At 59.3% G+C, this 24,236-nt stretch carries 21 protein-coding genes; 8 read left to right on the forward strand and 13 right to left on the reverse strand.

The window, feature by feature from the left end:
- Nucleotides 1-45: 45 nt before the first annotated feature.
- Entirely contained in the window at nucleotides 46-1,131 is a 1,086-nt protein-coding gene (locus J7394_RS11285) for a polyamine ABC transporter substrate-binding protein (protein WP_209253067.1), read from the reverse strand.
- Nucleotides 1,132-1,273: 142 nt separating this feature from the next.
- Between J7394_RS11285 and J7394_RS11290 the strand changes: the two genes are divergently transcribed.
- Both J7394_RS11290 and J7394_RS11295 read left to right on the forward strand, forming a co-directional pair.
- Nucleotides 1,274-1,957: a GntR family transcriptional regulator gene (locus tag J7394_RS11290; protein WP_209253069.1), complete on the forward strand. Its 684-nt coding sequence runs from the start codon at nucleotides 1,274-1,276 to the stop codon at nucleotides 1,955-1,957.
- Between the two features lie 75 nt (nucleotides 1,958-2,032).
- Nucleotides 2,033-3,430: an aspartate aminotransferase family protein gene (locus tag J7394_RS11295; RefSeq protein ID WP_209253071.1), complete on the forward strand. Its 1,398-nt coding sequence runs from the start codon at nucleotides 2,033-2,035 to the stop codon at nucleotides 3,428-3,430.
- Between the two features lie 71 nt (nucleotides 3,431-3,501).
- Here J7394_RS11295 and J7394_RS11300 read toward each other — a convergent pair whose 3' ends face one another.
- The 5 genes from J7394_RS11300 to J7394_RS11320 form a co-directional block, all read right to left on the reverse strand.
- Entirely contained in the window at nucleotides 3,502-4,818 is a 1,317-nt protein-coding gene (locus J7394_RS11300; RefSeq protein WP_209253073.1) for a lytic murein transglycosylase, read from the reverse strand.
- Between the two features lie 86 nt (nucleotides 4,819-4,904).
- On the reverse strand, nucleotides 4,905-6,062 hold the full coding sequence (nagA, locus tag J7394_RS11305; protein WP_209253076.1) for an N-acetylglucosamine-6-phosphate deacetylase: 1,158 nt from the start codon (nucleotides 6,060-6,062) through the stop codon (nucleotides 4,905-4,907).
- Nucleotides 6,059-7,090, reverse strand: coding sequence for an SIS domain-containing protein (locus J7394_RS11310; protein ID WP_209253078.1), 1,032 nt, complete (start codon nucleotides 7,088-7,090; stop codon nucleotides 6,059-6,061). Before J7394_RS11310 ends, nagA begins: the two co-directional genes overlap by 4 nt.
- Before the next feature lie 8 nt (nucleotides 7,091-7,098).
- Nucleotides 7,099-7,863 (reverse strand): GntR family transcriptional regulator, encoded by a 765-nt coding sequence (locus J7394_RS11315; RefSeq protein ID WP_209253080.1) that lies wholly within the window; start codon nucleotides 7,861-7,863, stop codon nucleotides 7,099-7,101.
- Nucleotides 7,863-8,750: a BadF/BadG/BcrA/BcrD ATPase family protein gene (locus tag J7394_RS11320; RefSeq protein ID WP_209253082.1), complete on the reverse strand. Its 888-nt coding sequence runs from the start codon at nucleotides 8,748-8,750 to the stop codon at nucleotides 7,863-7,865. Before J7394_RS11320 ends, J7394_RS11315 begins: the two co-directional genes overlap by 1 nt.
- Before the next feature lie 156 nt (nucleotides 8,751-8,906).
- Between J7394_RS11320 and J7394_RS11325 the strand changes: the two genes are divergently transcribed.
- The 6 genes from J7394_RS11325 to J7394_RS11350 all read left to right on the forward strand — a co-directional run bounded on the left by J7394_RS11325 (nucleotide 8,907) and on the right by J7394_RS11350 (nucleotide 14,921).
- Entirely contained in the window at nucleotides 8,907-9,788 is an 882-nt protein-coding gene (locus tag J7394_RS11325; protein ID WP_209253084.1) for an N-acetylmuramic acid 6-phosphate etherase, read from the forward strand.
- Between the two features lie 31 nt (nucleotides 9,789-9,819).
- Nucleotides 9,820-11,070, forward strand: a complete 1,251-nt coding sequence (locus tag J7394_RS11330; protein WP_209253086.1) for an ABC transporter substrate-binding protein — start codon at nucleotides 9,820-9,822, stop codon at nucleotides 11,068-11,070.
- Between the two features lie 64 nt (nucleotides 11,071-11,134).
- On the forward strand, nucleotides 11,135-12,049 hold the full coding sequence (locus tag J7394_RS11335; RefSeq protein WP_170459957.1) for a carbohydrate ABC transporter permease: 915 nt from the start codon (nucleotides 11,135-11,137) through the stop codon (nucleotides 12,047-12,049).
- 10 nt (nucleotides 12,050-12,059) lie between these two features.
- Nucleotides 12,060-12,899, forward strand: a complete 840-nt coding sequence (locus J7394_RS11340) for a carbohydrate ABC transporter permease (protein WP_170375704.1) — start codon at nucleotides 12,060-12,062, stop codon at nucleotides 12,897-12,899.
- On the forward strand, nucleotides 12,896-13,924 hold the full coding sequence (locus J7394_RS11345; RefSeq protein ID WP_209253088.1) for a Gfo/Idh/MocA family protein: 1,029 nt from the start codon (nucleotides 12,896-12,898) through the stop codon (nucleotides 13,922-13,924). Before J7394_RS11340 ends, J7394_RS11345 begins: the two co-directional genes overlap by 4 nt.
- 1 nt (nucleotide 13,925) lies before the next feature.
- Complete coding sequence (locus J7394_RS11350; protein ID WP_170706159.1) at nucleotides 13,926-14,921, forward strand: ABC transporter ATP-binding protein; 996 nt, start codon at nucleotides 13,926-13,928, stop codon at nucleotides 14,919-14,921.
- Between the two features lie 2 nt (nucleotides 14,922-14,923).
- Here the strand turns inward: J7394_RS11350 and J7394_RS11355 are convergent, their stop codons facing one another.
- The 7 genes from J7394_RS11355 to J7394_RS11385 form a co-directional block, all read right to left on the reverse strand.
- Entirely contained in the window at nucleotides 14,924-16,183 is a 1,260-nt protein-coding gene (locus J7394_RS11355) for an aminotransferase class V-fold PLP-dependent enzyme (protein ID WP_209253089.1), read from the reverse strand.
- Nucleotides 16,184-16,329: 146 nt separating this feature from the next.
- On the reverse strand, nucleotides 16,330-17,436 hold the full coding sequence (locus tag J7394_RS11360; protein ID WP_209253090.1) for a LysM peptidoglycan-binding domain-containing protein: 1,107 nt from the start codon (nucleotides 17,434-17,436) through the stop codon (nucleotides 16,330-16,332).
- Nucleotides 17,437-17,476: 40 nt separating this feature from the next.
- Nucleotides 17,477-18,586 carry a LysM peptidoglycan-binding domain-containing protein gene (locus J7394_RS11365; protein WP_170375715.1) on the reverse strand — a complete coding sequence of 370 codons (1,110 nt, stop codon included), beginning with the start codon at nucleotides 18,584-18,586 and terminating at the stop codon, nucleotides 17,477-17,479.
- 45 nt (nucleotides 18,587-18,631) lie between these two features.
- The gene (locus J7394_RS11370; protein WP_170375717.1) at nucleotides 18,632-19,894 is read right to left on the reverse strand and encodes a transporter substrate-binding domain-containing protein; all 1,263 of its coding nucleotides are present in this window, start codon (nucleotides 19,892-19,894) and stop codon (nucleotides 18,632-18,634) included.
- A gap of 21 nt (nucleotides 19,895-19,915) precedes the next feature.
- Nucleotides 19,916-20,701 carry a PP2C family serine/threonine-protein phosphatase gene (locus J7394_RS11375; RefSeq protein WP_209253091.1) on the reverse strand — a complete coding sequence of 262 codons (786 nt, stop codon included), beginning with the start codon at nucleotides 20,699-20,701 and terminating at the stop codon, nucleotides 19,916-19,918.
- 3 nt (nucleotides 20,702-20,704) lie between these two features.
- Entirely contained in the window at nucleotides 20,705-21,769 is a 1,065-nt protein-coding gene (locus J7394_RS11380) for an FHA domain-containing protein (RefSeq protein ID WP_209253092.1), read from the reverse strand.
- Between the two features lie 203 nt (nucleotides 21,770-21,972).
- On the reverse strand, nucleotides 21,973-24,162 hold the full coding sequence (locus tag J7394_RS11385; protein WP_209253093.1) for a serine/threonine-protein kinase: 2,190 nt from the start codon (nucleotides 24,160-24,162) through the stop codon (nucleotides 21,973-21,975).
- Nucleotides 24,163-24,236 lie beyond the last annotated feature (74 nt).

Genomic DNA, 24,236 nt, shown 5'->3' on the forward strand with positions numbered 1-24,236 from the left:
GGAAGTGGGCGCAAGGCGATCCCCGCCGCCTTGCGCGAAATCGGATCAGGTGCCCGATTTGATCTTGGTCCACAGACGGGTCACAACCCGTTGCGTTTTCGAGTCATAGGGCGACTTAGTATATAGATTGCTCATCGTTTCCTCCGTCGGATAAATCGCCGGATCGCCGATTACATCTTCCAATAGAAACTCTTGTGACGCCTTGTTGCCGTTGGCGTAGTAAACATAGTTCGAGGCCGTCGCCATGTTTTGCGCATCCATTATGAAGTTAAGGAATTGATGCGCACCGTCTGGATTTGGAGAATCCGCTGGAATTAGCATCTGGTCCGACCACATTAGCGAACCTTCGGCGAAAGGATTGTAGACGATTTCAACGCCGTTTTCTGCCTCAATAGCTCGATCGCGAGATTGTAAAACGTCGCCCGACCAACCGACTGCCACGCAGATTTCACCATTGGCCAAGGCGTTGACATATTCCGAACTGTGGAATTTCTGAATATGTGGGCGCACCGCCAACAATGGTGCTTCGGCCTTCGCTATGACATCTGGATCGGAACTATCGGGATCCTCACCCAAGTACTGCAGGACCATTGGAATTATTTCAGTAGGGGCATCCAAAAAATGCACACCACATGTCGCCAGTTTTTCCATATTTTCAGGCTTCAGCACGAGGTCCATCGTGTCCAACGGAAAATCGTCACCTAATACCTCTTTGACCTTGTTGACATTGAGTCCCAGTCCGGTGGTCCCCCACATATAGTTTATCGAGTACTCATTGCCGGGATCATATCTGGACGTCCTTTCTTCGATGACGTCCCACATGTTGGCCAAATTAGGCAATTTGGACTTGTCTAGTTTCTGGTAAACACCAGCCTGAATCTGCCTTTGCATGAAGTCCGCAGTAGGTACGACAACGTCATACCCTGAACCTCCAGCCAGCATCTTGGTTTCAAGAACCTCGTTGCTGTCGAACACGTCGTAGATCAGGGTCAACCCTGTCTCTTCCTCGAACTTCGATAGAAGCTCCTCGTCGATATAGTCCGACCAGTTATAGACTCGCACCTCTTCGGCGAAGGCCGCCGAAGTCCCCAATGCGAGAACCGCTGTCAGTGTCAGCGTCTTGAACGTCATTTTTGTTCTCCCTGCGATTATGATGGGTATTGTCCCGTTTTTTTGGATTTGATCAAGTTTTGCGTTTTTCGACTTTGTGAACTATGGTTCCAAAAGGTCAACAGCCCGGCAAGCCGGCACCCATCGAGACAAGGCAAACCAATTGGATTTGATCAAAAATAAGGCACCTAAGCCCAATATTGACGCCGGGAAACGGCCCGCGCATGAACAGGTTTACCATACCCTCAAATCCATGATCATGTTCGGCGAGCTGGTCCCCGGTCAGCCCGTCACCATTCAGGGCCTGACTGATTCGCTCGGCGTCGGCATGACCCCCGTACGCGAGGCGATTCGACGTCTGATCTCGGACGGCGCATTGGTGTTTCAGGGCAATCGCAGGGTCAGTGTGCCCTTGTTGTCCAGCGGCGATGTTGAGCAGGTGATCTTCGCCAGAATTGCCATAGAATCAGAGCTTTCAAGGCGATCCGCCGCCAAAATGTCCGCCAGCGACATTGATCAACTGGAATCTATCGACCAGCAATTGGATCAGATGATCGCCGATGGTGACGTTCATGGCTACCTGCATCTCAACCACAGATTCCACGAAACGCTATATGCACATGCCGATGCGCCCGTTCTGAGCGATCTGGCCGAGCGTCTGTGGCTCCGATTCGGGCCATCCTTGCGTGTGGTCTGCGGCCGCTTCGGCACTCAAAGCCTGCCTGATCGCCATAAGGACATCATCGCAGGGCTGCGCGCCGGGGATGCGGAAAAGGTGGCGAAAGCGACCGCTCAGGATATCGAGCAAGGCATGGAACTGATGATCGACGCTGCCTCGGACATATAGAAAACACCGATTCGATTGACAGGAAATAATTTGATCATATTGTGACTCACAACCACCGTTGCAGGAGTCTTTCGGATGTCCACGATCACAAACCACATGCCCACCGCTGAGTTGCAGGCGCTGGATGCCGCCCACCACATGCATCCGTTCTCCGCCAACGGAGCGCTGGGGAAAGAGGGCGCGCGCGTTATCACCCGCGCCAACGGCGTCTATCTGACAGACAGCGAAGGCGAACAGATCCTGGATGCAATGGCCGGCCTGTGGTGCGTGAATATCGGCTACGGGCGCGATGAACTGGCTGACGCCGCCGCCCGCCAAATGCGCGAGCTTCCGTACTACAACACCTTCTTCAAAACGACCCACGTGCCCGCAATTGCACTGGCCAACAAACTGGCAGAGCTTGCCCCGGGCGACCTGAACCACGTGTTCTTCGCCGCTGGCGGGTCCGAAGCGAACGACACCAACATCCGTCTGGTGCGCACCTATTGGGCCGAAAAAGGGCAGCCCGACAAGAACATCATTATCAGCCGGCACAACGCTTACCATGGCTCGTCAGTGGGCTCTGCCTCGTTGGGTGGTATGGCCGGAATGCACGCGCAGGGCGGTATCCCGATCCCGAACATCCACCACATCAATCAACCCAACTGGTGGGCCGAAGGCGGTGACATGACGCCCGAAGAGTTCGGCCTCGCCCGCGCACGCGAACTGGAAGAAGCCATTCTGGAACTCGGCGAAGACCGCGTCGCGGCCTTTATCGCCGAGCCTGTACAAGGTGCAGGTGGCGTTATCGTCGCCCCCGATACCTACTGGCCGGAAATCCAGCGCATCTGCGACAAATACGATATCCTGCTGATCGCCGATGAAGTGATCTGTGGCTTTGGCCGCACCGGCAATTGGTTCGGATCGCAAACCGTCGGCATCAAGCCACACATCATGACCATCGCCAAGGGCCTCAGCTCGGGCTACGCGCCGATTGGTGGGTCAATCGTCAATGACGAGATCGCCGAGGTGATCGGCAGCACTGAATTCAACCACGGCTACACCTATTCCGGCCACCCGGTCGCGGCCGCTGTTGCTCTGGAGAATCTGCGCATCCTCGAAGAAGAAAAGATCGTCGAGCATGTCCGCGACTTCGCCGCCCCGTACTTGAAACAGAAGTGGGAGGCGTTGGCCGATCACCCGCTGGTGGGCGAGGCCAAGATTGTCGGCATGATGGCGTCGATCGCACTGACCCCGGACAAAGCCAACCGCGCCAAATTCGCCTCAGACCCCGGTACGGTGGGCTATATCTGCCGCGACCGTTGCTTTGCCAACAACCTGATCATGCGGCATGTGGGCGACCGGATGATCATCTCTCCGCCTCTGATCCTGACGACGGCGGATATCGACGAGATGTTCGTGCGCATCCACAAATCCCTGGACGAAGCACAGGCCGAGATCATCGCGCAGGGTCTGATGAAAGCGGCCTCCTGATCCGCCCTTCATCTGGCCAAAAATATCCCGGGGGAGACGCCGACAGGCGGCGGGGGCAGAGCCCCCCTCCTCTACCTCAACCGCTCAAGCAAACGAATGGACGCATAGCCATCTGGCAGCAACCCTTGCGCCAGTTGATAGGCCCGTACTGCATTCACCGTATTCGGCCCGGTGCGCCCATCTATGCCCTGAGTATCAAACCCGGCCTGCGTCAACCGCGTTTGCAATTCCTTTTTCTCGGTAAAACTCAACACCCGGTCGCCACGCGGCCAACTGGCCTGAAACGGAGCATCTCCGCTGAGACGATCCGATAGGTGACCGATGCCGATCACATAGGCATCCGCACCGTTATACGCCTCGATCACGCTGAAATTGTCGAAGATCATCAGCGCTACACCCTGCCCGCCCGCAGGCAGCAAGATCGCTGCCTGTCCATGGTCTCGCACCGGTTTGCCATCCAGCCCGACCACACCACGCGCCGCCCAGTCTGACGGCATCAGAGTGTAGTCCCGCTTGGCGATCGCATAGTCGAACCCCTCGGGCAGACGCACCTCGACCCCCCAGGGCTGCCCCTTGGTCCACCCATGCCGGGCAAGATAAGCTGCAGCCGAGGCCAGCGCATCTGTCGGATCTTCCGACCAGATGTCGCGTCGCCCATCACCATCGAAATCAACCGCGTGATCCAGATACGAGGTCGGCATGAATTGCGTGTGCCCCATTGCGCCAGCCCAGCTGCCCACCATACGACCCGTACTCACATCCCCGGCCTGAATGATCCGCAAAGCGGCAATCAACTGGGTCTCGAAAAACGAAGCGCGACGGGCATCGAAGGCCAATGTCGCCAGCGAGCGGATCGTCTGATTGCTGCCACGATAGGACCCGAAGGAGGTCTCGAGGCCCCAAATGGCAGTTACGACCTCTTTCTCGACGCCATATTGCGCCTCGATCTGCCGCAGGACTTTCCGATGTCGGCCCAATGCCGCGCGGCCATTGGCGATACGTGTATCCGAGACAGCCGCGTCCAGATACTCCCAGATCGGCTTTGAAAACTCGGCCTGATTGCGATCCCGCTTGATGACATTTTGATCATAACTCAACCCGGCCAGTGCTTGATCCAAGGTCTGCTGAGTGATCCCCTGCGCAACCGCCCGCCGCTGAAACGCGCCGAGCCATGCCTGAAAGCGGGCATTGCCTTTTACCGACACCCGAACGGCCTCAGCCGAGGGTCGCGGCACCGGCCGGAGAGAGACCACCACATCCGCCGAGGCCAATTGCACCCGATTGTCCAAAAGTCGATTTTCTGACCTTTGAGAAGTTTCCGCTAAACCTGCCTGCATCATGGATGCCCACAATGCGACGGTCATGACGCCGCCTATGCATTTACGCATTCCGTTTTTTCCTGATTACTGCTCTGCCTCAGGATAGCGCAAAATGGGCGATTTTCAAAGCACGCAGACCAGTTCAGCCGACAGGGTCAGCCCCGGATTTTCTGTCCGTCCTGCCAAACGGCCAGCAAATCCCCCTCGGGGCCGATATGCAGGACATGCGCCAGCGCGCCTTTGACCAGACGTCCGATCTGGCGGTTGCCTATCAGGTTCGCAGGCACAAGACTGGCCATCTGCAGCGCCTTATCAAACGGCACACCGACCTGCGCGGTCAGGTTCCACGCCGCCTGTAGCAATTCCAGATGCGCGCCTGCCAGCGTTCCGTCGGCCAGCGTCAGCCGATTGTCCTCGCGGTGGATGTCTCGACCATTAAGTTCAAACACGCGGATATCCGACCCTGCCGTCGCCATGGCATCGCTGACCAGAAAGATCTCACCCGGCCCCTGCTTGGCGTTCAACGCAGTGCGGATCATGACGGGATGCACATGGATCATGTCCGCGATCAGACCTGCCGAGAATTTCCCCTCGGCCAACGCCGCGCCAACGGTTCCCGGCGCGCGTCCTTGCATCTGGCTTTGCGCGTTGAACAAATGCGTCACACAGCGCGCACCGGCCTTGGCGGCAGCAACGCAAACCTCATAGCTGGCATCGGTGTGCCCCAAGGAGACCAATACACCTGCCGCCGTCAGTGTTTCAATCTGGGCGTTCGTGACGCTTTCAGGTGCCAGCGTCACTTTCAGAACCGGCAATTGGGCGGCGGCCTCAAGCAGGGCCGCGACATCCGCATCCTCCATCGGGCGGATAAAGGCAGCGTCATGCGCGCCTTTGCGTGAGATTGCCAGATGCGGACCTTCCAGGTGCAGGCCGACGATCCCCGGAACGCCTTGCCGCACAGCCTCAATCGTGGCTGCAATGGCGCTTTCGGTGACTTCGGGCGAATCCGTGATCAAGGTCGGCAGGATCGAGGTCGCCCCGATCTGCGCATGGGCCCCAGCCATGATCTTCAGCGCATCGACATCCGGATGGTTGTTGAACATCACCCCGCCGCCGCCATTGACCTGCAGATCGACGAAACCCGGCGCGAGAAGTCCACCCTCCAGCGTGACTGGCACATGCCCAGAGCCAAGTTCCGACATGGGAACGACGCCATCAACCCGCCCACCCCTATGTAACAGCGCGTGGTCTTTCACGATGCCGTCCGGCGCCAGAATGTCCGCTCCGATGAGGGCGTGGGTCGTCTCGGTCATACCGTCTCCGTCACCTTCTTAAGGTGCCGGGGCGCATCCGGGTCAATGCCGCGTGAGGCGGCGAAAACCTCGACCATGGAATAGAACGAAACGATCAGGCTCAGCGCGTCGGTCAACGGGTGCAGCGTGCGGACATGTTCGACCGGTGACGCAGATTTGACCTTTGTTGTGGTGGCAAAAACGCGGGCCCCTTTGGCGCTGATCGCGTCGGCGACCTCGGACAGCGCGGATTCTGCAGCATCCGCAGCCGCAAAGCTGAGGACCGGAAACCCTTCTTCGACAATCGAGACCGGCCCATGCAGCACTTCGGCCGAAGAATAGCTTTCGGCATGCAACTGGCAGGTCTCTTTGAACTTCAAAGCCGCCTCGTTGGACATGGCGAGCACCTGCCCGCGCCCCAAGGTGAACAGCGACGGGTTCGCCCCAATCGCAGCCCGTACCTCGGGCCAGTCGATACGCGCCGCCTGCGCCAGCTGTTCTGGCAAGCCGCGAATGGCCGCCAAAAGCGCCTCATCCCGCGCCCATTCGGCCAACACCCACAGGCCCGCCACGGCGGAGGACACAAATGTCTTGGTCGCGGCCACACTTAGTTCGGGGCCTGCCTGTATATCAATCGTATGGGCGCAGGATACCGCCAGCGGAGAGTTCGCGTCATTTGTCAACCCGATGGTCAGTGCGCCATCACGATCCGCGCTGCGGACCATCGACAGGATATCCGGGCTTTGCCCGGACTGGGACACGGCCAGACACAGGCTGTTTTGCAACCGAAGCGGCGCGTTGTAGATCGACGCGACAGAAGGGCCGACCGACGCCACGGGCAGGCCCAACAGGATTTCTGATGCATATTTGAGATAGGTGCAGACGTGATCTGAAGACCCCCGTGCCACGCTTGTCAGAAAGGCAGGATCAAGGGTCCGGGCGACCTCGGCGGTGGAGGCGATGTCCTTTTGACCCCGGCTGAGCAGCCGTTCGACCGCTTCGGGTATCTCGTCGATTTCCCGGCGCATCCGGGTGATCTGTTGTTGCATATGCTTTCCTAGCTGTTTGCAAGGCGCAGTTCGGCCACGAAATCGTAGGCGTCACCGCGATAGACAGAGCGGGTGAATTCCACCACGCGTCGATTGGACAGGAACGAGGTCCTTACGATCCGCAGCCCGGCCACGCCCGGTTCGACCCCTAGAACGGCGGCATCGTTGGCCTCAAGGTTGATCGCTGAAATTCGCTGCATGGCGCGTACCGGGCGGTTGCTATCGCGTTCCAGCACTTCATAGAGCGAGGATGTTACGCCTTCGGGATGCGGCAGGATATCGACCGGCAGGGCCGCGTGCTCAATCGCCATTGGCCTGTCATTGGCCATGCGCAGGCGCGACAGCCGCGCCACCTCTTCGCCCGAGGACAGGGCCAGTGCCATGACCTCTTCCGGTGAGGGTGTGTGGATGCCGCGGTCCAGCCACTCGCTGGTCGAATCCAACCCCCGACGGGTCATGTCTTCGGTAAAGGAGGTCAGCAGGGACAGCGATTGTTCGACCCGAGGCGTTCCGTCCGCCACGAAACTGCCCGAGCCCTGACGCTGCACAATGATACCGCGCTCGACCAGATCCTGCAGCGCGCGCCGGACGGTGACACGGGACAGGCCGGTCAGATGGGCCATCTCACGTTCGCCTGGCAACGGGGCGCTTTCGGCCAGCACGCCGGCCTCGATGCTTTGCTCAAGTCGCTTGCGCAACCGAACGTAAAGAGGGCCTGTGGCCTCCTGCAGCCAATCGGCAGATTTCAGGAATGTCTCGATCGTGTCGCTCATCAGCCCGCTCCTACCTTTGCCCGCTCAGCCAGGTGACGCGCCAAAATCAAAGCACCGTCAAGCGGCGAGCCCTTAGCTTTGGTCAGGCAGGCCTGCATGTGAAGCGGCAGATAGTCTGCATAATGCGGTGCGACCCCGCCGATCATGCAGATGGGCGATCCGTCGGCGTGATCAAGGGCGCGCAGCCCTTGCGCCAGATAGTCGGCCCCGCCTTGCATCAGTTCCTGCGCCACGGGATCGCCACCAGCCGCAGCCGCGATGATCTCGGGGGCGAGGCCTGCGAAATCCGAGGGGTTCGCCTGACCAACAAACGCAACGATTTGCATGGGATCGTCGTCATATTCCGCGCTGATTTTTCGGGTCAGCGTGCTGTGCGGTTGAATGCCGTCCATCGCCAATAGAACGCGTTGCAGCAGCTGAACGCCTAACCAGTTGCCCGAGGCCTGATCGCCGATCAAAGCTCCGTAGCCGCCAATAAACTGCGTTCGCCCATCGGCCTGACGGGCCAGAAAAGATCCCGTTCCAACGCCGATCACAGAACCGTCCTGCGCGCCCAACGCGCCCACAACCGCCGATCTGCGATCATCTTCGACCTCGACGATCCGCGAGGGAAGACTGCGCGCAACCTCCGACGCCGCAACGGCATCCGTCACCCCAGCCAGCCCCGCGTAGGTCGGAATCTCGGCCAGATGTGCTCGGGGCAATTGTGCCTTATTGACCAAGGACTGCAGCCCCTCATCGAGGGTGCGAAGCGCTTTCTGACGATCCGAGAAAGCATTGGCACTGCCCAATGTCACCTCGACCCGACCGTCAGGTGTGGCCATCGCGAACCGGCACTTTGTGCCACCGCCGTCGATTGCAATCAGGTATTGGAAGGACTCATCCATATAGATACCTTTAAGATACCTTTTGCAGAAAAAAAAGCCCCCAGCGCGCTCGATACACGCATTTTGCGATTTCATTGAGCTTTTAGACGAATTTCGCCAACGAAAGGTAGACAAAAGGTATTATATAGGTATTACTCTCATCTGGGAAGGAATCAAATGCTGCCACAAACCGAAATGCTGCGCGACGAAGTCGAAGGGCTGGACCTGCGCCCGGATGTCGACATCCTCGACTATCTGCTTGAGGCACAAAAGGCAGCGTTGCGCGGACTTGATGACTGCCTGAGCGCCCTTTCGGACGGGGCCACCATTTTGACGGACACCGTGCGTCAGGGCGGCAAGATTTACTACGCTGCGGCCGGTTCCTCGGGCCTAATGGGACTGGCGGACGGAGCTGAACTGTCCGGGACATTCGGCCTTTCGCCTGAGTCCATGGCGATCTGCATGGCAGGCGGGGTACCACAGGGCGCGGCGATGCCCGGTCATACCGAAGATGACGAAACAGCAGCGCAAACAGCGGCGGCCAATGTGCAACCGGTTGACGCTGTGATCGCCCTTTCGGCCAGTGGCAGCACGCCCTATGCCGTGGAGTTCGCACGTCACGCACGCGCGCAGGGCGCCAAGGTCATCGGGATCGCCAACAATGCAGAGGCCCCGCTATTCGACTACGTAGATTGCGCCGTCCACCTGAATACGCCGCCCGAACCCATCGCAGGCTCAACACGCCTTGGGGCCGCGACGGCGCAGAAGGTGGCTCTGAATATGATGTCCACGCTGATGGGTATCCGCCTTGGGCATGTGCATGACGGGATGATGATCAACGTCATCGCCGACAACCACAAACTGCGCCAGCGCGCCGAAGGGATCGTTGGAAAAATCGCCGGGGTTTCGGCAGAGCAGGCCAGCGATGCACTGAGCCGCGCGTCCGGCAACGTGAAACAGGCGATCCTGCTGGCCGCAGGCGCCGACAGCCCGAACCGGGCCGAGGCGCTTTTGGCGCAATCCGATGGCCACCTGCGCCCCGCGCTGAAACACCTTTAAAACCAAACAAAACATCAAGGGAGAAAAGACCATGAAGAAGATATCACTAAGCGCCGTTTTGCTGGCGTCGTCGGCCCTTGCAGGCGCCGCCTATGCCGAAACGGTTCTGACCATCGAAAGCTGGCGCAATGACGATCTGGCCTTGTGGCAGGAAAAGATCATCCCCGCGTTTGAGGCGCAGAATCCGGATATCAAGATCCGCTTCACGCCCTCGGCCCCTGCAGAATACAACGCGGCGCTGAACGCCAAACTGGATGCCGGATCGGCCGGAGACCTGATCACCTGCCGTCCGTTCGATACCTCGCTTGGTCTTTATGAGGCCGGTCACCTGACGGATCTGTCCGATCTGGGCGGAATGGCCAATTTCTCGGACGTGGCGAAATCTGCATGGCAAACCGATGACGGCGCGGCGACCTTCTGCGTTCCCATGGCCTCGGTCATTCACGGCTTCATCTACAACAAAGACGCCTTCAATGAGCTGGGCATCGAAGTCCCGACAACCGAGGCTGAGTTCTTCGCGGCGCTCGACAAGATCAAAGAGGACGGCACCTATATCCCGATGGCCATGGGCACCAATGACCAGTGGGAAGCGGCCACCATGGGCTACAACAATATCGGCCCGAACTACTGGAAAGGTGAAGAGGGGCGTCTGGCTCTGATCGAAGGTTCGCAGAAGCTGACGGATGAAGCATGGGTCGCTCCCTATCGCCAATTGGCGAAATGGGGTGAGTACATGGGCGACGGATTCGAAGCTCAGACCTATCCGGACAGCCAGAACCTGTTCACTCTGGGTCGCGCAGCCGTCTATCCCGCTGGCAGCTGGGAGATCAGCGGGTTCAACAACCTGGCCGATTTCGAAATGGGCGCGTTTAAGCCTCCGGTGCAGAATGCAGGCGATGAGTGCTATATCTCGGACCACACCGATATCGCCATCGGCCTGAACGCAGCCTCACCCAACGCTGAGGCCGCACGCACCTTCTTGGATTGGGTCGGCTCGGAAGAGTTCGCGACCATCTATGCCAACGCCCTGCCCGGCTTCTTCTCGCTGTCGAGCTTTGACGTGGCGATGGAGGACCCGCTGGCGCAGGAATTCGTAAGCTGGCGTGGTGAGTGTGGCTCGACCATCCGCTCGACCTACCAGATCCTGTCGCGCGGCACGCCGAACCTTGAGAACGAGACGTGGAATGCCTCGGCTCAGGTCATCAAGGGCGAAGAAAGCCCCGAGGACGCCGGGCAGCGCCTGCAGGATGGCCTCGCCTCCTGGTACACACCGCACCAATAACCACTCACGAAACCAAGGGGTTCGGCCTTCGGGCCGGACCCACCCAGAACAGTCGAGGCATAAGATGGGCAACAGCCGGATCAAATGGCACATAGTGGTGTTTCTTGCACCCGCCGTGCTGGTTTACACCGCCGTGATGATCCTGCCGCTGTTCAACACGCTGCGGCTGGCGCTTTATACCGAGGTCGATCAATCCCGCGTCTTTGTCGGGCTGGACAATTTCCGCACCCTGTTCGGCGATCCCTTATGGTCGGATGCGTTCTGGAATGCATTAGGTAACAACTTCTGGTTTTTCTTCATTCACATGCTGGTGCAGAACCCGATCGGGATCGCTCTGGCCGCCATGCTCAGCCATCCGCGGCTGAGGTTTGCCGCGTTTTACCGCTCGGCCATCTTCATCCCGACAATCCTGTCCTTCGTGATCGTTGGCTTTGCCTGGAAGCTGATCCTGTCCCCGATCTGGGGCATCGCACCGGACATGCTGGCCGCTGTTGGCCTGAAGTCACTCTATGCTCCATGGTTGGGGAAAGAGGAATATGCGCTGACCACCTTGGCGCTTGTGTCGGTCTGGCAGTTCGTCGGTATCCCGATGATGCTGATCTATGCCGCCCTGCTGTCGATCCCAGAAGAAATTCTTGAGGCCGCCGAGGTCGAAGGCATCACCGGTATGGCCGCCTTCTGGAAGATCAAACTGCCGCTGATCCTGCCGTCGATCGGCATCATCTCGATCCTGACCTTCGTGGGGAACTTCAACGCGTTTGACCTGATCTATGCCGCCCAAGGAGCTCTGGCGGGGCCCGATTTCTCGACCGATATTCTGGGCACCTTCATGTACCGCACCTTCTTCGGGTTCCAGTTGCAGCTTGGCGATCCGCATATGGGCTCGGCCATTGCGACGGGGATGTTTGCGATCATCCTGACTGGCGTCTGCGTCTATCTGTTCCTGATCCAGACCCGCATCCGCCGGTATCAGTTCTGAGGGCCTAAACATGAACAAAGCCCGCAGAAACCCGTTCAATATCGCCGCGATGCACGGCGCGCTGATCCTGTACACCCTGATCGCGCTGTTCCCGGTCTTCGTGATCGTGATCAACAGCTTCAAGTCCCGCAAAGCGATCTTTCGTGAGCCGCTGGCCCTGCCGGATGCCGAGACATTCTCGATGATCGGCTATCAGACAGTGATGAAACAGGGGGATTTCTTCCTCTACTTCCAGAACTCGATGATCGTCACGGTGGTGTCGCTGTTCTTCATCCTGCTGTTCGGCGCAATGGCCGCCTTTGCGCTTAGCGAGTATCGCTTTCGGGGCAATACCCTGATGGGCCTCTATCTGGCCTTGGGCATCATGATCCCGATCCGCATCGGCACGGTCGCCATCCTCGAGATGATGGTCGCAACCGGGTTGGTGAACACGCTGATGGCCCTGATCTTGGTCTACACTGCGCAGGGCCTGCCACTGGCCGTCTTTATCCTGTCCGAGTTCATGCGGCAGGTCAGCGACGATCTGAAAAACGCGGGGCGCATTGATGGCCTCAGCGAATACACGATCTTCTTCCGTCTGGTTCTGCCGCTTGTGCGCCCGGCGATGGCGACGGTGGCGGTGTTCAACATGATCCCGATCTGGAACGATCTGTGGTTCCCGCTGATCCTGGCCCCGGCCGAGGAAACCAAGACGCTCACGCTGGGCAGTCAGGTCTTCATCGGGCAATTCGTCACCGACTGGAACGCGGTTCTGTCGGCGCTCAGCATGGCGATCCTGCCGGTCATGGTTCTCTATGTCATCTTCTCGCGGCAATTGATCCGCGGCATCACTTCGGGGGCGGTCAAATGATCCGAGTCCTTATCGCAGGTCTGGGCAATATGGGCCTCAGCCACGCGCTGGCGCATCACCATCATCCAGACGCGCAGATTGTCGGGTTAGTCAATCGCTCTGGTCAGGTCGACCAGTCGGAGTTGCAGGGCTATCCCGCCTTCTCGGACTTCCACACCGCTCTGGCAGAGACCACTCCTGATCTGGTGGTCATCGCGACCTATTCCGATAGCCACGCTGATTATGCCTGCGCTGCGATGGAAGCAGGCGCGCATGTATTTGTCGAGAAACCTCTGGCCACCACGGTCGAGGATGCGCGCCGTGTTGTCGCCAAAGCGGTTGAGACGGGGCGCAAGCTGGTGATCGGCTATATCCTGCGCCACCACCCCTCATGGATGCGTTTGATCTCTGAGGCGCGCGATCTGGGCGGCCCCTATGTATTCCGCCTGAACCTGAACCAGCAATCCACCGGCCCGACTTGGGAGACGCATAAGGCGTTGATGCAGACCACCTCGCCGATCGTCGATTGCGGCGTCCACTACGTGGATGTGATGTGCCAGATCACCGATGCCCTACCCGTACGGGTCAACGGCATGGGCCTACGCCTGTCGGACGAGATCGCACCGGATATGTACAATTACGGCCAGTTCCAGGTGGTGTTCGCGGACGGCTCGGTCGGCTGGTACGAGGCCGGATGGGGCCCGATGATGTCCGAAACCGCGTTCTTCGTGAAAGACATCATCTCACCCAATGGGGCAGTTTCGATCACCGAGGGCAACAAGGGCGCCTCGGACGACGTGGACGGGCACACCAAAGTGGGCGGCATTCTGGTGCATCGCCCGGATGGGGACAGCCTGATCGAAATGGACGGCGAACCGGGCCATCAGGAGCTGTGCGATGCAGAGCAAGCCTACATGCTGCGCGCCATCGCCGAGGATATCGACCTGACCCGCCACATGAGCGACGCGGTGCAATCCCTGCGGATCTGCCTGGCGGCCGATGAGAGCATTCGAACCGGGCAGCCGGTTGACCTGAAGGAGGCGTGACGTGACCGCCCTGAAGCTGAGCAAAGTGTGTAAATCCTTCGGGCCGGTTGAGGTGCTGAAGAACATCGACCTGACCGTCGAGGAGAACGAATTCGTGGTCTTTGTCGGCCCCTCAGGCTGCGGGAAATCGACCTTGCTGCGGGTGATTGCGGGGTTGGAGGATGCAACCTCGGGCACGGTCGAGATCGACGGCGAACAGGTCAACACAGTGCCCCCGGCGAAACGCGGGCTCGCGATGGTGTTCCAGTCCTACGCGCTCTACCCGCATCTCACGGTGCGTGGGAATATGGCGCTTGGGCTGAAACAGGCTGGCCACCCGAAGGATGAAATCTCGCGCCGCATTTCCGAGGCCAGCCGGATGCTGTCGCTTGATGACTACCTGGAGCGTCGCCCTGCCGAACTCTCAGGCGGCCAGCGGCAACGCGTCGCCATCGGGCGCGCGATTGTGCGCAACCCGAAACTGTTCCTATTTGACGAGCCGCTGTCCAATCTGGATGCCGCCCTGCGCCTGAATACACGGGTCGAGATCGCCAATCTGCACCGCCAGATTGACGCCAGCATGATCTACGTGACCCATGATCAGACCGAGGCGATGACACTCGCCGACAAGATCGTGGTTTTGAGGGACGGGCGCGTGGAGCAGATCGGCAGCCCAATGGACCTCTACAACAACCCCGCCAACCGCTTTGTGGCCGAGTTCATCGGCTCTCCCGCCATGAACTTTGTCCCGGCGGATATGATCGGCGGGCCAAAGGGCACCTATTTCGGTATCCGCCCGGAATACGCCACCCATTCCGAGACCGGGGCCCTATCCGGTACCGTGGTGCATGTGGAAAATCTGGGTGCGGATACGAATATCATGGTCGATATCGGAACCGGAAAACCCTTCACCATCCGCGCCTTCGGCCAGCACAGGGTTGAACCGGGCGCGCAGACAGGGATCGCATTCGATCAGGCAAACGTCCTCGCCTTTGGCGAGGACGGGCAGAGACTATAGCGCTACGCGTCTTCCCCAAGCTCTTTGACGGCGGCCAAAAGGCGGGCGATTTCCTGTTCCGTGTTGTAGTGACAGAAGGAAATGCGGATGCAATCCGATAGTCCCAATGGCCCCAGCACATTGCCCGAGTAATGGTCGGCCTTGCGCGTATGGGTTCGAATGCCCTGCTGGTTCAGCGTCTCAACCACGTCTTCGGATGCCTTGCCTTTGACCACAATCGACACCAGCCCCTCTCGCGCTGGGTTGTCGGCCCCGGCCAGAATGGTGACGTGATCCATATCGCGCAGACCCGGCAGGTTGCCCGTGCCGTTGATTGCGGTGTTGGTCAGATGGGTTTCATAGGCGTGAATGGCACGACCCGCAGCCTCAATCCGCGCGCGCGGGTCAGTCTCGTCCGATACTTCTCCACCCAGCCAGTCGAAATAAGACACCACATCCGAGACCGTCGCGTAGGAACCGGTATCGCGGGTGCCGAATTCCCACCCTGTCGCGGGGGCGTCGATCAGCATGTCGTGAGGCGTATGGGTCAGCCGGTCAGAGATCCATGCAATCCCGTATCCGTGGCGCGAGAACACTTTGTAAGGTGAGATCGCATAGCCATCGACGTTGTAGGCATCCAGATCGAGCTGCCCGTGGGCCGCGTGTTGGATCCCGTCGACAATGATCATGCAATCCGGCGCAACCGCCCGGATCGCAGCCGAGATCGCGGCCACATCCATGCCCATGCCCGTCACAGGCGAGGCATGCAGGATCGTCGCCACCGCCACATCCGGGGACATCAATGCGGTGTAGTCCTCAGCCGTGACCAGACCGGTATCGTTGTCATGCAGCACGTTCACATAGTCGAGCCCCGCAACCTCGGCCCAGCGGCGCGCGGCGCTGCGGGTGGCCGGGTGTTCGATGGAGGACCCGATCACTTTGGCCCCCTTTGGTGCGGCCAAACACGCGGTACGGATCATGCGGAATAACAGCTCAGTGCCGCTTTCGCCAGCAAAGAACTGGCCGCTTGAGGCGTTCATGAACACCCCCAGATCCTGTTTGGCCTTGTTGATCACATTCTGCGTACCCTGCCCCGCAGGGTTGATACGGCCCGGATTGTCCGGGATCGCCGCATAGAAAGCCGAGGTCTCGGCCACCGATTTCAGCGTCAGGGCGCCGCCTGCATTCTCAAAGAAAATGCGTTCGCCCTGAAACGGGCAAGTGTCGACATGGGCGAACCTGTCGCGAATGGCATCAATAAGCGCGGGGTTGTCTTGGATCATGGCTCAGTCCTGTGGAAAGTCAGCGCGTTCGGACTGCTTGCACAGGCGTGCCGAACGGATCGAATTCAAACACCGGTTTTGTCCCCATGACAAGAAAAAGGGCCAGTTGAAACAACCGGCCCTTCCACATCAGTTGAACCGAGGGATCAGTTCGAACCGGCGTTCAGCTTTTCGTTCTGCTCGCGCAGCGTGTCCGAGATGATGGCGTACCATTCGCCGGACTGGCGCATCTCGTTCAGACCTTTGTTCATCATCGCGATGTATTCGCGCGCGAACGGGTTCGAACGGTGGGCCAGGAAGCTCATCGACGACAGGGTGGACACATAGGGGTTCTCGACGATATCGTCCGATGTCAAACCCATGTCATTCATGGTCGAGGCAAACAGCTCAACCTCGAATGCAGCAACGTCTGCTGTGCCGGTGAGAACGGCGTCCAAGCATTCACGCGCTGAGTTGGGATGAACCAGGTTCAGGTTTTTGCCGTTCAGGCCAACTTCTTCCAGAACAACCATGCTCCAACCCGCCATACGGCAAAGGGTTGCGCCTTCGAGATCCGAAAACTCTGTTGCGGCGGCGTATTCGCTTTCGGGCAGCGTGAAGAAGCCACCAACAACGTCGTAGATCGGAACAGACGCCACGAACTGCGTGCAGCGGGCTTCGGTTGCCTCAGACCACTCGTAAGAGCGGTTTGTACAATCGGGCAGCGTCCAGGCAATCGAGATGTCGAATGCGCCCAGCGGCAGGAGAGTGTCCAAGTGCGAAGACCAGTCATCCACGAAGCTGACCGAGAAGTCGCGGCTGTTGCCAGCGCGCTGCAGGCTGGTTGTTGCCAGACGGGTCATGATGCCGCCACCGCTCAGGGATTCTGTCGTGAACGGTTCCCAGCCGTTGCCCGCAACCAGCTTGATCGGCGGTGCATAGACGTTCGACCGTTTCACGCTGGCCGCACGCTGTTCTTCCGCCGCGATGATTTCCTGCGCCGATTGACCGTTGGGCAGGCTTCCATCCTCACACGGCAGAGCCAGGACCAGACCGGGCTCTAGCGAATTGGGGTTGGTGATCTCGTTGCGGTTCGCGTTGAAGATCGGCTGATAGTTCGATGTGCCATAGGCTGCGATCGCGATGGTTGCCATCGTGTCGCCGTCCTGCACGGTGTAATTTGAACAGGCTTCCTGCGCTGCTGCAGCACCTGCGGAGAGTGTGAGGACGGCGGTTGCCGTCATCACTTTGGTATTGAGTTTTTCTCTTAGCATTTTTTATTCCTCCCATAAGTTGGAATGTGGAGATGAGGTTTCAGTTGATTGCGTCTAGCAGTCTTTCGTTATGCTCATTCAGGCTATCCGAGATGATGGCGTACCATTCCCCGGTTTCACGCATTTCGTTCAGGCCCTTGTTCATCAGGGCAAGGTATCTTTGACCCTGAGGATTGGACCGGTGAGTAATGAAGCGAAGCGACGACAGCGTCGAGACATAGGGGTTCTCGACCAGGTCGTTGGCATTCAGGCCCATTTCGCTCATGGCGTCTGCGAACAGCTGCAATTCGAACGTGGCGATGTCAGCTGTTCCAGTGATGACCGCATCCAGACATTCCCGTGCGGTGGCGGGTTGCACAACGGTCATCGTATCGTCGCGCAGCAAACCTTCTTGCTCCAGATCGTGCAGAGGCCAGCCTTCCATACGGCAGATTGTGGCGCCGTGCAGGTCGTCAAAGCTTGTGGCTCCGGCGTATTTACCCTCGGGCACGCTGTAGAAGCCGAACACGATGTCGTAGACTGGCGCCGAAGCGTGGAACTGGGTGCAGCGGACCTCGGTCTCCCATGACCATTCATAGCTGCGGTTGGTGCAGTCAGGGATGTTCCAGGCCATCGACACATCGAACGCGCCCAGCGGCAGCAGGGTTTCGATATGCGAGTTCCAGTCATCCACGAAGCTGATCGAGAATTGCTCGTTATTGCCACCACGCTGCAGTGTTGTGGTGCCCAGACGGGTGATGAACCCGCCACCGTTCAGGGTTTCATCCGCGAACGGAGCCCAGCCATTGCCGGTCACTAGTTTGATCGGCCGTTTGAACGCACTGCTTTGTGCAGAGTTTGCAAAACGTTCCTGCTGTGCCGCGATGATGTCGCTGGCGCTCTGACCGTTTGGCAGGTTTCCGTCCTCACAAGGCAGGACCAGAGACAGCCCGGGATCCAGCGCGTTGGGGTTGCTGATCGCATCGCGGTTCGCGTTGAAGATCGGCTGGTAGTTGGACGTGCCATACGCGGTCAACGCGATGGACGCCATGGTATCGCCGTCCTGCACGGTATAATTCGTACAGGCTTGTTGGGCGGCAGCGGCTCCGGCACTGACCGTCAATACGGCAGCGGTTGTCAACGCAACATTATGGAGCGTGAAGTTGGGCATTCGGTGTTTTCTCCAGATAAAATTTGAGATGGCTTTTCAGTTTTCTCAGCCGTTTTCCATTTGATAGCGAAGAGCGGATGAGACGATGTCTCGCCATTCGCCGGATTGCTGCATGATCGCCAGACCCTTGTTGAGCGTTTCCAGAATCGCTTCTCCGTCCGGGTTGTCCTTGTGCGTCATGACATTCAGCGACTTGATCGCCGCCAAATTCGGGTTCTCGACAATGCGGTGTTCGTAGCCAAGACGACCGATGGCTCCGTCGGCCAGGTGCGCTTCGATTGCGACAATGTCGGCCTCGCCCGTCATCACGGCTTCAAAGCACTCGTCCGGCGATTCCGGGCGCAGCAAGGTGATGATCGGCTCGTACAGGCTGACCGCATCCATGTGTGACAGCGACCAACCTTCAGGGCGGCAGATCGTGGTGCCGGCGAAATCAGCGTAGCTGAGCGCTTCGACATAGCTTGTGCCTTCGCGGGCGAAGAACGTGTCGACCACTTCGTAGAACGGGTTCGAGAAGTTGTAGGTCTCACAGCGGTTGCGGTCGTTTTCGGACAGCGCCGCGGGTTCTTCGCAATTCGGACGCGACCAGGGGAACGTGCCGTCAAACGCAAGTGTCGGCATCAGCAAATCCAGATGCGAGTTCCAGTCGTTGACGAACTGAATCTTGTAGGCCTGCTCAGGTGCGGCGCGCAGCATCGCGGTTTCCACTAGATGCGTATAGAGGCCCCGATGCGGCAGTGCTTCGTCGGTGAAGGGCTGATAGTCACCGCCGGTGATCAATAGCACCTGACGGTCGCGCACCTCAGGGCGTTCGCCCGTACCGGCGTCGCGGATCAGGGCGGCGCCTTCGGCGCGTGCGGCCTCGATTTCCTCACGCGCGGCGGCCTTTGCTTCAACCACGGCCTGTTCACTGACCTGCTTGGCCTCAGCTTCGGCGGCAGCCACTCGGGCTTCGGCCTCGGCGATCGCCTGTTCTGCACGCTCTTCGGCAGCTTTGACCAGCTCGGCAGCCATTTCGGCGGCCAGACGCTCGGCCTCGGTATCAGCCAGAACCGGAGTACGACCGATATCTTCAAGGCAGGGCATTGCCAGCACGTCACCGACCCGAATGATGTTCGGATTGGATCCAATCACATCGCGGTTGGCGTCAAATATGATGCGGAAATCTTCCGTCGCATAGACCTGAATCGCCAGCTCTCGCAGACTGTCGCCGCGCTGAATCTCGTAGTTCGAGCACGCCTCTTGCGCCGATGCTGCACCTGTAGCCGCCGCCAGGGCCAGGCTCGATATGATCAATGTGTTTTTCATGGGTCCCGTTGCTTTGCCTTATTATTGTTTCGCAAGTTTCACGACTGCGATTGAGAGGTTGTCTTGATCAGGGTTGTTCTTCGCCAGCACTGCCTGTTGCAGTGCCTCTGCGATTTCTTGCGCCAATGCCTGCGCGTGGCTGCCTACGACCGCCTGAAGCTCGTCATCGGTCAGGGTCTGCAGGCCGTCACTGCCGAGGATGAGGATATCCGCAGCCGTCACGGCCATAGGATCTTCCGGGCAATCCACTTTGGGAATTGCACCGCCCATGATGACCGAGGTCAGCTGATTGCGGTCCGGATGAGACCGCGCCTGCGCTTCGGTCAGCGTCCCATCGGCAACCTGCGCGTCGATCATCGGCGCCATCGAGTGGTCTTCATTGATCTGCATCAGCGCGCCGTCCCGAAACAGGTAGAGCGGGCTGTCGCCAATCGAAATCCAGAACAGACGCTGCCCCAACAGCAAGGTGCCCAGCAAGGTGGACCCCATATTGCAGCCATCGCCCTGTTCTTCATTGCGGTTCGAAATCAATGCGTTGGCCTGCATGGCCGCCAAAGGCAATGCATCTATCGCCGCGCGTTCCGACAGGGTGTCGCTTTCCAGCTCGGCGTCCAGCGCCTCTCGCCAGGCGGCAACCACGAGGCCTGAGGCGACCTCACCGGCCTCATGCCCGCCCATACCGTCAGCAATCACCACATAGCCTGCATCCGCCGCGTCGAACATACGCGCAGCGATAGCATCCTCCTGCGTGTCCCGCTGACCCTGGTTCAGGATCAGCGCAACGTCATATGCCGGAGTCGCGAGCATCTATCAGGAATCCCGCCAATCAAAACCTTCGTCGCAGAAGGCCATGAAACGGATCGAGGTTTCGCTGATGCGGATCAGGTCGCCATTCGACAGCGCCACGGTGCTGAGGACCGGCTTGCCATTCAGGCGCACCAGATTGGCCTTGCCGCCGTGACCCAGATAGCATTTGCGATCTTCCGGGTCATAAGCAATCACGGCGTGGTTGCTGCGCGAAATGCCAGTGTCGCCGAAATCCAGCTGGATGGCCTGATCATCATTGCGTCCGATCTGCATCAGACCTTCGGTTAGGGTGATGCTGGACCCACGGCCGGGGCCTTGGGTGACAACCAGCCAACCCACCGGGAAGGTCTCTTGCGCGGCTTCGGTCTTGGCAACCGGCTCGGCGGTTTCGATTAGGTCCTGAACGTGGGTATCTGCGCGTTCGAAACCCAGGAAAGTGGTCTTTACGCGCGAGCGGCGGTCCTCGGCTGGGGCCGGAATCGGCGCTGGTGTCGGCGTCGGCTCAACCACTGCGGCCTGCACCTCGGGTTCAGGCTGCGGTTCGGCGGCTTCCGCCACCGGTTCCTGAACTTCGACCACAGGCTCAACCGGCGCAGGGGTCGGTTCCGGAGTGGGTTCGACTGCGACAGGTTCGATCACTTCGGGCTCTGCCACTTCGACCTCATCCTGAACCGGCGCTTCGACCCGCTCGTCTTCGGAGAGATGCAGGGTCACGATCTGCTCGTCAGCTTCCGGCTCATCAATCGCTACTTCCTCGGCCACCTCTTCGGTCACCGGAGCTTCTTCTACGAAGATCGACGTCTCTTCCTCGGTGTCCTCGGCCACGTCCTCGGCATCCGAAAACTCGGGCATCTCGCCTTCGACGGTCAGCTCATCCTCTTCGTCATAGGTCTCTTCATACGCCTCAGAAGCCAGATTGCCGCCGCCCAGCGCCGCGCGCAGCGCGTTGAAATCCGCAATCGGTTCGGGCTTTTCCTCGGCCGGGGCCGCTGCCTCGGTCGTTTCTTCTTCTTTGGCTTTGCCGGCACCTTCTAGAAGCCGGCTGAGAGGGCTTTTGTATTTGAACATGGTGTCGACACCTTCAACTTGTTGGCACGCAATTCTGTGCCGTTTCGCTACCCGCACCGCGTCTGTTCGCGCTGCGGTCTTCAATCTTGAAACCAGGAAACTTTTTACCTTTCTGCGTCGGACCGGATCCCGTCAGGGTGGCTGTCTTTCGGGGGCCACCCTCAGCAAACACACGCTGGCAGATTACGTTCGAACCGGTCTGATCACTCCTGCGCAAGAGGCATGGTTGCGTTGGCATTTGCACCGTTGCGCAATACCGCAAACCGCGCCTGAGGCTGTTCGCCCGACACCAGTTGCGCCAGCACCGCATCAAGGCTTTCCGGTCCTTCGAACGCAAGACCCGTTTCGGCCTCGCTTACCAGCACATCCCCTGTTTGCAAGCTGCCCGACGCGCCCTCGGGCACATCTGTCACAACTGTCTGCCAACCACCGGCCCCATTGCCGTTGACGCTAAAGCCGTAGCCGTTTTCCAAACCAATCGTGCGGAATGCGGGCAAAGCGAGCAATCCGTTCTGCGCCCGTGTCTCCCCCAGAGGACGGTAGCGCGCAGCCACGCGCAGATACCCGTCGGGATCCACCTGCAGGTTCTCAAGCACCTGTGCCGCAAACGAGGCATCGTCGCGTACCGGCTTGCCGTTCAAAGTAAAGATGGTAGCTCCGCGCTGAACCCAATCGCCGATCACCGACATATCCTGATTGGCGTCCACACCCGTGATCGAGAACATATTGCCGGTCGAGGCGCGACGACGGGACGTGTCAAACGGAACCTCAACATCCCAATGCGAGAACGCAACCTGAGCCTCGGCCAGATTGATCGGAGCTGCGGGGGCCTCAGCCTCAGGCGCGGTCACTTCGGGCGTGGCTGCGGTTTCTTCGGGCGCAGGTGCGATTTCTTCAGGCGTTGCTTCTTCGGTCACAGTTTCTGCGGGGGTTGCTTCTGTGGCAACCGTCTCCGCAGTTTCAACCGGCTCCTGCTCGACAGGCTGCACTGCAGCGCTGACTTGTTCCAGTTCCTGTGAAGGCTCTTCAGTTTGGGCCGGTTCGACCGCCGCCGTTTCAGTTTCCACCGCTGCGGTTGCGGGTTCCGCCGCTTCCGTCGCAGGGGCCACCGCCGCTGTCTCGACCTTGTCCGCATCACCGGACATCATCACATACCCACCTGCGGCCAGTGCGATGGCCACAACAGCCACGCCTGCCAACAGCTTGCCATTGCCGCTCGATCCGCTTTTGACAACCGTATCAACAGCAACCGCCGGTTCTTCGCGGGGTGAGAGCTTGGACAGGTCGTCTTCCTTCTTGTCCTCATTGCCTTTGACAATATCGGAATTGCCCGCCAGCAGAGCGGTCACAACCGCCTCGGCATTTTCGCTTTCAGCCTTGATCCGGGCTTTCTCGGCCTCTTTGTCTTCACGGTCCATACCAACGATGACCGAGACCGGACGATAGGCGAATGTGTCGAACATCACCCCCGGCCCGCGGAACATACGCAGCCAGTCCAGCGCCGATTGCAGACGGTCGGTGGCGTGAACTTCCATCGCCTTGTCGATCGCTTCCAGGAATCCTTCGGGATAGCCTTCGAACCGACCGGTCAGCGGGGTGTAGGGATCTTCCTGTCCGTTATTGAACGCGTTCAGGCGGCTTTGACCGTCAATCGGACGCTCACCGCTGATCGCGTGATACAGCGTTGCCGCCAGCACATAGAGGTCACTGCTGGGGCCTTGCTCAGCTCCGCGCACATAGAATTCATGGGGCGAGTAGCCATCCTTGATCACCCGCAGCGTCAACAGCGCCGCCGACTTGTTCGCCGCCTGCTCGCGCGCAGCGCCAAAGTCGATCAGAACCGGATCGCCATTCTCGTCGATCAGGATGTTGTCGGGGGAAATGTCCCGGTGCAGCATGCCGCTCTGGTGGATGAAAGAGACCGCCGACAGCATCTTTTCAGTCACCTGCACGATGAAGTCAGGGCCGCTTTCGTTCTCGGGCTTGTCCATGTAGTCCAGCAGGTCGCATCCGCGGATCAGGTCCATGGCGATATAGGCGGTGTTGTTGTCCTCGAACACCTGATGCACGTCGACGATGTTGGGATGCACCAGCCGCGCGTGGTTACGCGCTTCCTGGATGAAGAGGTCCACGATCGCGCGCAGGTCTTCGGAGTAGGAGGGATCAGCGGCTTCAACAAGGTCACCGTCGCGACGGCAGAGCGCGCCGGGGAAACATTCTTTGATCACCACGTCCCGCTCCAGGCTGTCACGGGCCAGATAGGTGATTCCGAAGCCACCATTGCTGAGATAGCTCAGGATTTCATACTGCCCCCGCAGGAGCTTGGCTCCGGGTTGCAGACCTTCAATTTTTGGTTCGTCGTGCGATGCACCGACAGCCTGGTTATGGCTCATTTCAATCCGCCCGTATTTCTCAAATCGCGGTACAGAAAACTGGGCAATCAGCCCGCGAACTCATAACCAAAAAC

The sequence above is a fragment of the Ruegeria sp. R13_0 genome, assembly GCF_017743995.1.
GTDB lineage: Bacteria > Pseudomonadota > Alphaproteobacteria > Rhodobacterales > Rhodobacteraceae > Ruegeria.

Bases quoted from the DNA above. Each gene is read 5' to 3' on its own strand.
- nagA (WP_209253076.1), bottom strand. From the start codon at position 6,062: ATGACCGAGACGACCCACGCCCTCATCGGAGCGGACATTCTGGCGCCG.
- J7394_RS11295 (WP_209253071.1), top strand. From the start codon at position 2,033: ATGTCCACGATCACAAACCACATGCCCACCGCTGAGTTGCAGGCGCTG.
- J7394_RS11325 (WP_209253084.1), top strand. From the start codon at position 8,907: ATGCTGCCACAAACCGAAATGCTGCGCGACGAAGTCGAAGGGCTGGAC.
- J7394_RS11365 (WP_170375715.1), bottom strand. From the start codon at position 18,586: ATGCCCAACTTCACGCTCCATAATGTTGCGTTGACAACCGCTGCCGTA.
- J7394_RS11345 (WP_209253088.1), top strand. From the start codon at position 12,896: ATGATCCGAGTCCTTATCGCAGGTCTGGGCAATATGGGCCTCAGCCAC.
- J7394_RS11360 (WP_209253090.1), bottom strand. From the start codon at position 17,436: ATGCTAAGAGAAAAACTCAATACCAAAGTGATGACGGCAACCGCCGTC.
- J7394_RS11330 (WP_209253086.1), top strand. From the start codon at position 9,820: ATGAAGAAGATATCACTAAGCGCCGTTTTGCTGGCGTCGTCGGCCCTT.
- J7394_RS11355 (WP_209253089.1), bottom strand. From the start codon at position 16,183: ATGATCCAAGACAACCCCGCGCTTATTGATGCCATTCGCGACAGGTTC.
- J7394_RS11315 (WP_209253080.1), bottom strand. From the start codon at position 7,863: ATGAGCGACACGATCGAGACATTCCTGAAATCTGCCGATTGGCTGCAG.
- J7394_RS11300 (WP_209253073.1), bottom strand. From the start codon at position 4,818: ATGCGTAAATGCATAGGCGGCGTCATGACCGTCGCATTGTGGGCATCC.
- J7394_RS11320 (WP_209253082.1), bottom strand. From the start codon at position 8,750: ATGGATGAGTCCTTCCAATACCTGATTGCAATCGACGGCGGTGGCACA.
- J7394_RS11370 (WP_170375717.1), bottom strand. From the start codon at position 19,894: ATGAAAAACACATTGATCATATCGAGCCTGGCCCTGGCGGCGGCTACA.
- J7394_RS11340 (WP_170375704.1), top strand. From the start codon at position 12,060: ATGAACAAAGCCCGCAGAAACCCGTTCAATATCGCCGCGATGCACGGC.
- J7394_RS11375 (WP_209253091.1), bottom strand. From the start codon at position 20,701: ATGCTCGCGACTCCGGCATATGACGTTGCGCTGATCCTGAACCAGGGT.
- J7394_RS11380 (WP_209253092.1), bottom strand. From the start codon at position 21,769: ATGTTCAAATACAAAAGCCCTCTCAGCCGGCTTCTAGAAGGTGCCGGC.
- J7394_RS11285 (WP_209253067.1), bottom strand. From the start codon at position 1,131: ATGACGTTCAAGACGCTGACACTGACAGCGGTTCTCGCATTGGGGACT.
- J7394_RS11310 (WP_209253078.1), bottom strand. From the start codon at position 7,090: ATGCAACAACAGATCACCCGGATGCGCCGGGAAATCGACGAGATACCC.
- J7394_RS11385 (WP_209253093.1), bottom strand. From the start codon at position 24,162: ATGAGCCATAACCAGGCTGTCGGTGCATCGCACGACGAACCAAAAATT.
- J7394_RS11335 (WP_170459957.1), top strand. From the start codon at position 11,135: ATGGGCAACAGCCGGATCAAATGGCACATAGTGGTGTTTCTTGCACCC.